5 protein-coding genes are annotated in these 7,608 nt (G+C 68.3%); 1 reads left to right on the top strand and 4 read right to left on the bottom strand.

Annotation, left to right across the window (positions count from 1 at the left end; all coding sequences use genetic code 11):
• Positions 1–117 precede the first annotated feature (117 nt).
• The 3 genes from H6726_29015 to H6726_29025 are packed head-to-tail and all read right to left on the bottom strand — an operon-like array spanning position 118 to position 3,710.
• A complete protein-coding gene (locus H6726_29015) occupies positions 118–1,656 on the bottom strand; it encodes a sigma-54-dependent Fis family transcriptional regulator (GenBank protein ID MCB9661721.1) in 1,539 nt (512 codons plus the stop codon).
• A gap of 32 nt (positions 1,657–1,688) precedes the next feature.
• A complete protein-coding gene (locus H6726_29020; protein ID MCB9661722.1) occupies positions 1,689–3,206 on the bottom strand; it encodes a phosphatidylserine/phosphatidylglycerophosphate/cardiolipin synthase family protein in 1,518 nt (505 codons plus the stop codon).
• A gap of 3 nt (positions 3,207–3,209) precedes the next feature.
• Positions 3,210–3,710 carry a hypothetical protein gene (locus tag H6726_29025; protein ID MCB9661723.1) on the bottom strand — a complete coding sequence of 167 codons (501 nt, stop codon included), beginning with the start codon at positions 3,708–3,710 and terminating at the stop codon, positions 3,210–3,212.
• Between the two features lie 432 nt (positions 3,711–4,142).
• Here H6726_29025 and H6726_29030 point away from each other — a divergent pair, with 432 nt between their 5' ends.
• Positions 4,143–4,409, top strand: a complete 267-nt coding sequence (locus H6726_29030) for a hypothetical protein (GenBank protein ID MCB9661724.1) — start codon at positions 4,143–4,145, stop codon at positions 4,407–4,409.
• On the opposite strand, the gene H6726_29035 is transcribed toward H6726_29030, so the two are convergent.
• A complete protein-coding gene (locus tag H6726_29035; protein ID MCB9661725.1) occupies positions 4,373–7,366 on the bottom strand; it encodes an AAA family ATPase in 2,994 nt (997 codons plus the stop codon). The genes H6726_29030 and H6726_29035 overlap by 37 nt on opposite strands.
• Positions 7,367–7,608: the final 242 nt, after the last annotated feature.

The raw sequence follows: 7,608 nt of genomic DNA on the forward strand, positions 1-7,608 counted from the left end.
TCGAACCCAATGCAGCGCACCCATCGTGCCGACCTGGCGGCACGCGCAACTGCCTGTCCCTATTGAGTCTTGATGGTGGCGTGTAGGCGTCGTCCGGCGAGATATCGCCGAGTTCGGCTATCCGTCGCCGCCTGCCTTGCCGAGCTTGTGCTCGAAGGTCTTGCGCGGGAGGCCCAGGAGCCTGGCGGCCTCGGACTTGTTGCCCGACGCCTTGCGCATGGCGGCCTGCAGCCACGCGGTCTCGTACGCCTCCATCTGGGCGCGCAGGTCGTCCAGAGGCAGCTCCCCGGCCAGATCGGTCGAGGACGGGATGGCGTGCCGATCGGACTCGGGCACGCCGAGGCCTGACACCGCGGCGTCGATGACCTGGTCCTCATCGCGGTCGGCGTGTAGGGCTGCGAGGAGGTGGTAGGCGGCACGCTGAAGGTCGCGGAAGTTCCCTGGTAGCGGGTGCCGGCTGATCTCGGCGAGCAGACGCGGGTGGTCGCAGAACTTCTCCCACTGATCCGGCTTGATCCCGCCCGTCGCAGTCGACGCCACGAGCACCGCCCTCCAGGCGTCCGGCAAGTCCTCGGTGCACTGACGCAGCGGCGGTACGGACAGGACAAAGACGGCGATGCGATCGTAGAAGTCGCGGTCGAGCAGGCCGCCGCGGAGGTCGGCGATCGGGCGGTTCGTCGCGCAGACGAGGCGGAAACGAGACTGCCGGACCTTCTCGTCACCGAGCCGCTGGAATCCTCTCCCCTCGACCGCTGCCATCAGCAACCGCTGCGTGTCGCTATCGATGTCGGCGATCTCATCCAGGAAGAGCGTCTCGCCGTCCGCCTGCTCCAGCAGACCCTGGCGGTCGCGCGTCGCGCCGGTGAAGGCGCCGCGGACGTGCCCGAACAGCTCCGACCGAGCGAGCTGCGGGTTGACGCGAAACTGGCCGCACACCACGGCAGGCCAGCCCCCTTTCTGGGCCTTCTGGTAGGGGCTCATCGAACGCAGGAGATTCGCCAGCGTTGTCTTCCCCGTCCCGCGTTCGCCGACCAGGAGAACAGGCACACGTAGCGGCGCCCATTCCTGGAGCTTCGCGAGCGCCTCACGCAGCGCGGGGCTCTTGACCCTGGCGGGGTCCCACATGTGCCCGCTGTCGTCGTCCCCCACCTTCCGCGGGCGCGACGCACGGTAGCGCCGGAGCCAGGTATCGAGGTCGAACTTCAGGAACTTCACTGGTGGGTGGCCGGCGGCCTGCCCGCGCTTGTCCGCCGTTTGCAGGAGCTCGATCGGGCCCGGGACGAAGCCCGTCGTGCCGAGTACGAGCCAGACCGCATGCATCGAGGGCGTGCCAGGCGAGAGGTGGATAGCGATCAGCGCGTCGGGGTTCTCGGCGCGGGCCTTGGTGAGCACCTCTTCTGCGAACGGCCGAATCGCAGCATGGTCAGTCGGGGACGCGTCCGTCTGCCACGCGACCTTGATGATCTCCGGGCACATCGGCGCCAGCTCGGCTCGCAGGGATTTCGCCGTCTCGCGAAGCGCCTCGCGCTCGAGGTCCCCATCGGGCGACGGAGCGTCTCGCCAGCATAGGTACAGGCGGCCGACCCGACCGCGAAGCGGGCTCTTGGGGCTCGCGATCGCGGTGAGCAGCGGGGCAGCCTGGTGGCCGACGCTCACCCAGCTCACCAACACGGCAGTCGCGGTATCCGTCATGGCAGCACCACCACGGCGTCCAGCTCCTTCGCGAGTTGTCGGGCGGCGGCGAGCTTGTCGGGGGACGCGAGCAGAACCAGCTTGCGACCACCGTGCGAGTAGACCGGCGGATCGTAGGGCTCCTTGACCTGGACCTCCTTCTCCTTGCCGTCCTTGCCTCGCTTCGTCCGCATGACCTCTCGCCGCAGCTCCGTGGCCTTCTTCGGCAGCCGGGGCGGCACAACCTCCCACTCGTAGCGGATCCGCTGGTAGAACCGCTCCTTCTCACGGGGCGGCACCAACGCGGGCTCGCCCGCGCCGTCGAGATCCAGAGCGGAAGGGGCGACGACCTCGGCGACGCCCACGACGTGCTCCTCCTCCACCGTGCGCCGCCCAGTCCGAAGCCCCTCGCTGGCGAGGCAAACCTCTCCGAGATGCTGGCTCCGCTCGAGGGCGGCCTCGAAGCGCCAAGGGAACCGCTGCTCCCAGTCGCTCAGCGCCCACGCCAGAGCTTCGGAGGCTTCGGCGTCCAGGCGGACCCCCACCTCGAAGCCGTCGTCGAGCCCGTGAGCCTGGAGGTTGGCCGTCATGACCAAGGCCTGGCCGTCCGCGACGATGGCTTTCGCGTGGAGCTTGTCGTGGGCCAGAACGGTAGCTCCGGCCGCCACCAGCCGTTGGACCGCCTCCGAGACGGCGGGGCGCGGCCGCGTCAGGACCGTGACCCGGACGCCGGCCTTCACGCGGGCTTCGAGCGCAAGGACGGCGTCGTGGTCGGCATCCAGTCCGTAGCTCGCGACCAACAGCTGGCGTCGGGCCGAGCGGATGAGCTCGAGTGCCGCGTTCCGAAGGCTCGCCTCACCGCGTGCAGTCGCCACCACGCGGCGAGCCTGCGGGCGTCGCGGCTCACCCGGCGGCGCACCGACCTTGGCGAGCCGCCCTTTCCCCGCGAGCTCTCGCTCGGCTTCCGTCCAGAACACCCAGGAGAACCATGCCGCGAGGTCCTCCGCGTCGTTCGGCGAGAGCTTGACGCCCAGCTCCACCGACTCTTGGAGCGCCTTGTTGAAGTTGGCAGTGCAGATCCACCCAGCCGGCCTCGACGCAGGGTCGGTCACGAGCAGCTTGGCATGGAAGTGCTCGGCAGAGCGCAGGAGGACATGGCCTGCGAGACGGTCGAGGAGCTGCTTGTGCTCTTCGACCATCCGAGCCTCGAAGCCGTCGTCCTCGCGCACCACGGTGGCCAGGCGCGTCTCCGACGCGGTGAGCACGTAGACGCGAACTCCGCGTTGGGCGGCCCGGATCATGGCGTTGGCCAGGATCTCGTCCGAGAGCAGAAACGACGCCACCAGGACGACCTCGGACGCTGCATCGATGGATCCGGCGAGCGCTCGTCGGAGCGTTTCGTCGGGGCCCACGCGGATGATGGACTCCCCGACCTGCTCCGTCCGGTCGGGCTCCGTGGGGCGGGTCCGAACCCAGACCGGAGGCAGGGGCTCGTCGACGGCGACTACGCGGGAGAGACGAATTGGGTCGATCATCGTTCAGCTCCAAAGTCCAAGGTCGGCGGGGGCCAGGATGAATCGTGCGGTTCGGTCCTGGGGTGCCGACCGCGCGCGCCGGAGCAGTTCGTTGGCGTCAGGGAGATTCGGCCGATGCAGTGGGAACTGCCCTCGGACCGCGTGCCGAGCTCGGTCGATGTCGGACGGCACGACATACGCCGAGATGCCGTCCCAGAGCAGCCACTCGGCCCATTGCTGAGCTGCAGCGTCGGACTCCGCGACCAGCGGGACACCCTCGAGCCGGGTGGTGTCGAACTGCCCGATCTCGCCCACAGAGACGGCTGGGACCTGCAGGTCAGTCATGAACGAACGTCGGACTGCGGTAGGCCATCGCTCCATGTTGGTGGGCAGGACCAGCGCGCCGGCTCGCTGCTGCCAGTCCATCAAGTGCTCCTGTCGGACACCTGCGGCGCTCGAGACCAGCGCAAACCAGACGTCGTCGTAGGAGAGGACCTCCAGCCCAGCCGGGATCGGCAGCGCCATGTCCACAGACTCCGCTCTGCCACCCTCCTCGGAGGGCAACCGGCCGCGGAGCCAGACTCTCGGCGCTTGTCCCGGTGTCCACTGCAGCGACACGACGAGCTCGCCACTCGGCCCCTCTTCTCCACGTTCGCCAAGGTCGCGAACCTCGAACCCGCTCCCGTCCGTGACAGATCGGAGGAGGATCCGCTCCATGTCGGTCAGGGCTCGAGGGGGGCGCCGGCCCGGCTCTGGCCGGTCGCCCCGCCCCCGCTTGTAGAGTCGATCCCGTTCCGCCTTCGCGTGGTCGGCGTCCAGGCGCCGCACATGAACGAGCGGCGACGAGACCAGGGCGTCCTCGACGAGGTAGAACCGCCACACGCCCTCTTCGGGCACAAGCACCGCACCGTGCTCGAGCATGGTGCGCCCGGAGTCAGAGAGCGTTGCGGGGCCTCGGTGGCCTTCCCGCTCGAGCAGCCCGAGCGCGAGCGCGCGCTCGAGGACGCGCCACCCGACCTGTTCAGGGAGATTGCCAAGCAGCTCGCGGGCGATGTCCCGGCCGCCGATGGGATGGCGCAGGTCGGCGGCGAGCCGAGCGACCGCGAGGAACTCGGGGCGATCGCGACCGACAGCGACGGTGGCCTCGGTCTTGAAGGTCCGGACACGGATGCTGCGCTGAAGATTGATCACGCCTCGACCTCCCAACCGATGTCGCCGTGGTAGAACTTGGAATCCGCGAGAGAGCGAAGCAGCGGCGATCGGCACCGATCGGATGCGAAGTACGACCGGTGCCCGACGAGCACGAGCTGGTAGCGGGCGCGGGTCAGCGCCACGTTCAGACGGTTCGGGCTGTTGAGGAACCCCACCGAACCGCTTTTCACGAACGACAAGAGAACGAGATCCGCCTCGTGGCCCTGGAAGCGGTCCACCGTGCACAGGGTGACAGTGACCGCCGGCGTGGCTGCGCCCTTGGGGAGCCGGAAGTTTCGGGTGTTTCCGAACTGGCCGCTCTCGCGCTTGAGATCGTCGCGCAGGAGCGCCTCCTGTCCCCGGTAGAAGGTCAGCACCGCGACTTCCCAGGGCTTCGGCGCTCCGTGCTCGTCCCGACGCGGATTGGCGGCCGCCCAGTCCACAAACGCCCGGAGCTCCTCGAGCACCTTGCGTGCCTCGGCCAGGCTGCTGTTCTTCCGCCCGCTCCGTCGCCGCCCCGGGTCGACCTCGAGCCAGAGGGCACGGCGGGCGTAGCGGTTGTAGGTCCACGAGCGGGCCGCATCGAGACCGGCCGCGTCACGCAGCAGCGCTGCAGTCTGCTGTTCCCTGAACGCCTTCCGTGCGCGCTCGAGGGGCCCGAGGATGACTGGGGACAGCACGAAGTCCTGGTCGTGGCGGTACTCGGTCCCGTACATGTCCAGCCACCGGCGGTGTTCTTCTCCGAGCTCGGCGCCGGTGGTCGATGTGTAGAACTGCTGCCGTGGGAACGCCGAGATGTGTGAGTGCATCCGGTGCTGGAACGTCAACGACACCAGCCTCTGGGCCAGCGCGTCGGGCGGTAGGCCATCAGTCAGTGCCACGCCTTGATCCCACCCAGGCAGGCGCTCGAAGCCCGTCTGAAGCAGCTCGAGAATCGACGGCATTGCGACGCGTCGCATCGTGCCGAGCTCGCGCTCCAGCGCCTCACGCGGACTCTCGAAGTCTCCGTTCTCCCGGTTCTTCCGGGGTCTCGACTTCCGCCACTCGAACCAGGACGTGTCGAGCGTCACGGGAAGCAGTCCGCCGACCTCCTCGACGTACCGCCGCTTCTCGGCGGCGTTCTGCCGAAGCTCGTAGGACCGCACCAAGCGCCAAGCGACCTCCGACGCCCAGTCCACATCTTCGGACAGGTCGACGTACCGCTTCTGCTTGCGCTCCGACACCACGACGGCTCGGCGCGCAGCCCGCCAATCGAGCAGCGCAGGCACATCACCGCCCTCGACAAGGAGGTCCGCAGGCAAGCGGTGCTCGAAGCTCTGGATCGCCGAGGCCGACCCCATGACGAGGTCCGCGTAAAGAAGCTCGGGGACTGCGCGCGACACGCCCCGGAGCGTCGCCGCCTGCACGCCATCGAGGACGACGAAGCGAGCATCCCGGGCTGAGGCTTCGGCGCTGGCGATCTCGGCCTCGCCCTCCCCAAGCGCCAGTAGACTGCGCACCTGGCGCGGACCATTGAGGGACGCGGTGAACGCGTGTGCCGCAGCCCGCGCGTTGGTCGGCGGAACTAGCCCCCGGATGTTCTCGGAGAGGTCCACCTCCTCGACGTAGGGGGACAGCTGCTTGATGTCGCCCACGACAACCCATCGGCGAGCGTGCAGGGCCGGGACGAGGAACTCGCTGAAGGTCGTCTTGCTGGCTTCGTCGAGGATCATCACGTCGAACGGCTCGAAGCCGTCGCCACCTCGGTTCGCCTGCTTGATCGCCGGGTGCTGCAGGATCCCGATCGTCGTACCGCAGATGAGGTTCGACGAGTCGAGGATGAGCCGCATGAGCGGCGACTCCATCTCCTTGCCAGCCTTCCCGAGTGCTTCCTTCAGCATCCGCCGAGCCGCCGCGCCTTCGGGGGACACGTCGCCGGGCGAGTCGAAGAAGTCGCCGAGCTCGTCCCGCCAGGTCTGACGAATCCGCTTCAGCGTGAAGGGCACGATCGCGTCCGACGTAACGCGGTCTTCCTCGCCGACCCGCACGGGCAACACCAGCTTCTGCTCGTCAGTCAGCCCGTCCTGCCAGGCGATCAGCCGCTCCAGCACGTTGTCCACCGCGACGTGCGTCGATGCGACGAGCAGGACCCGCTTCTCCTGCTGGAGCAGCTGGACGATGAGTTCACAGATGGCGGTGGTTTTCCCAGAACCGGGTGGACCTTCCAGGACCGCGAAGTCCTGGGTGCCGAGGGCGATGGCCACGAAGCGGCGTTGTTCGTCGGTTCCATCGCGCAGGCCGCCATCTTGTCCCCGCTTCAGGAAGTGCCAGGCATCTTCATCGAGCGGGGCCGGCTCGACATCCGGCCACTGTGCATGCGTCGAGACCAACCGGATGAGCGGTGCCAGCCGCGGGCTCGGGGCGTTGTCCAGGTCGCGGAGTGCATAGATCTGCCGCTCCAGGGTGTAGGTGTTGGGCCGCAACCAGATGAGGTCCCCATGGGGCTTCGCGGCCGTGGGCGGTGGGGGCTCGTCCTCGAGGTCGGCCGGTCGGTACGATTCGGGCAGCCGGTCGAGGAGGAGCGCTCGTCCTTCTCGGTCGTAGTCCAGCCGCACCACCTCAGCATTCCGGCCGCAGCGCGGGTCCTCGTGAACGCTCTTTGCGTCGAGAAAGGCGTCGAAGGTGTCGTCGGGCTCCTCGGGCTGCCACGGCGGCGGCTCGAGCACGACCCAAACGCCCGCAGGCTTCTGGCGGACGTGCCGATCGCGCCGCTTCGAGGACCGGCGAGCCTTCCGCGCCTGCTGATCCCACCTCTCGTCGAGTCGGGTCTGGAACTCTCGGGCTTCTGCCTTGGTTGCCGCTCGCCAGGTCAGCACGGGCTTGCGCGCCTGGGCGGCGGTCTTCGCGGTCCACAGGAAGTCGCTGTAGGGTCGGAGCTGGGCTCCGACCTGCTTCATCGTGACGTCCCACCGCCCAACACCGGGCAGCGACATGTAGAAGAGACGGGCCATCTGTGCTCCTTCGCGTGAATCTCACGACCTAGAGAGAGCAGAGACCGTGCCGGTCTCGCGCCACCCGCGAAGTGCTTGAAATACGGACGGTCACCCGTCCCAGTCGACCGGGCTATCGGCAGCATCTTGCCATATGCGGCGAGATATCGCCACCACGGCCGGCTGCAACTTCGGCACGATTGGATGTGCGAACTGCCTACAGCTTCTCGGCCAGCCCCGCTGCGAGCATCGCGCGCACGAGC

The sequence above is a fragment of the Sandaracinaceae bacterium genome, from assembly GCA_020633055.1.
Classification (GTDB): domain Bacteria; phylum Myxococcota_A; class Polyangia; order Polyangiales; family Houyiibacteriaceae; genus JADJJE01.

Excerpts from the sequence above, each read along its gene's own strand:
- H6726_29020 (MCB9661722.1), bottom strand. The coding sequence starts at position 3,206 with ATGATCGACCCAATTCGTCTCTCCCGCGTAGTCGCCGTCGACGAGCCC.
- H6726_29025 (MCB9661723.1), bottom strand. The coding sequence starts at position 3,710 with ATGGCGCTGCCGATCCCGGCTGGGCTGGAGGTCCTCTCCTACGACGAC.
- H6726_29035 (MCB9661725.1), bottom strand. The coding sequence starts at position 7,366 with ATGGCCCGTCTCTTCTACATGTCGCTGCCCGGTGTTGGGCGGTGGGAC.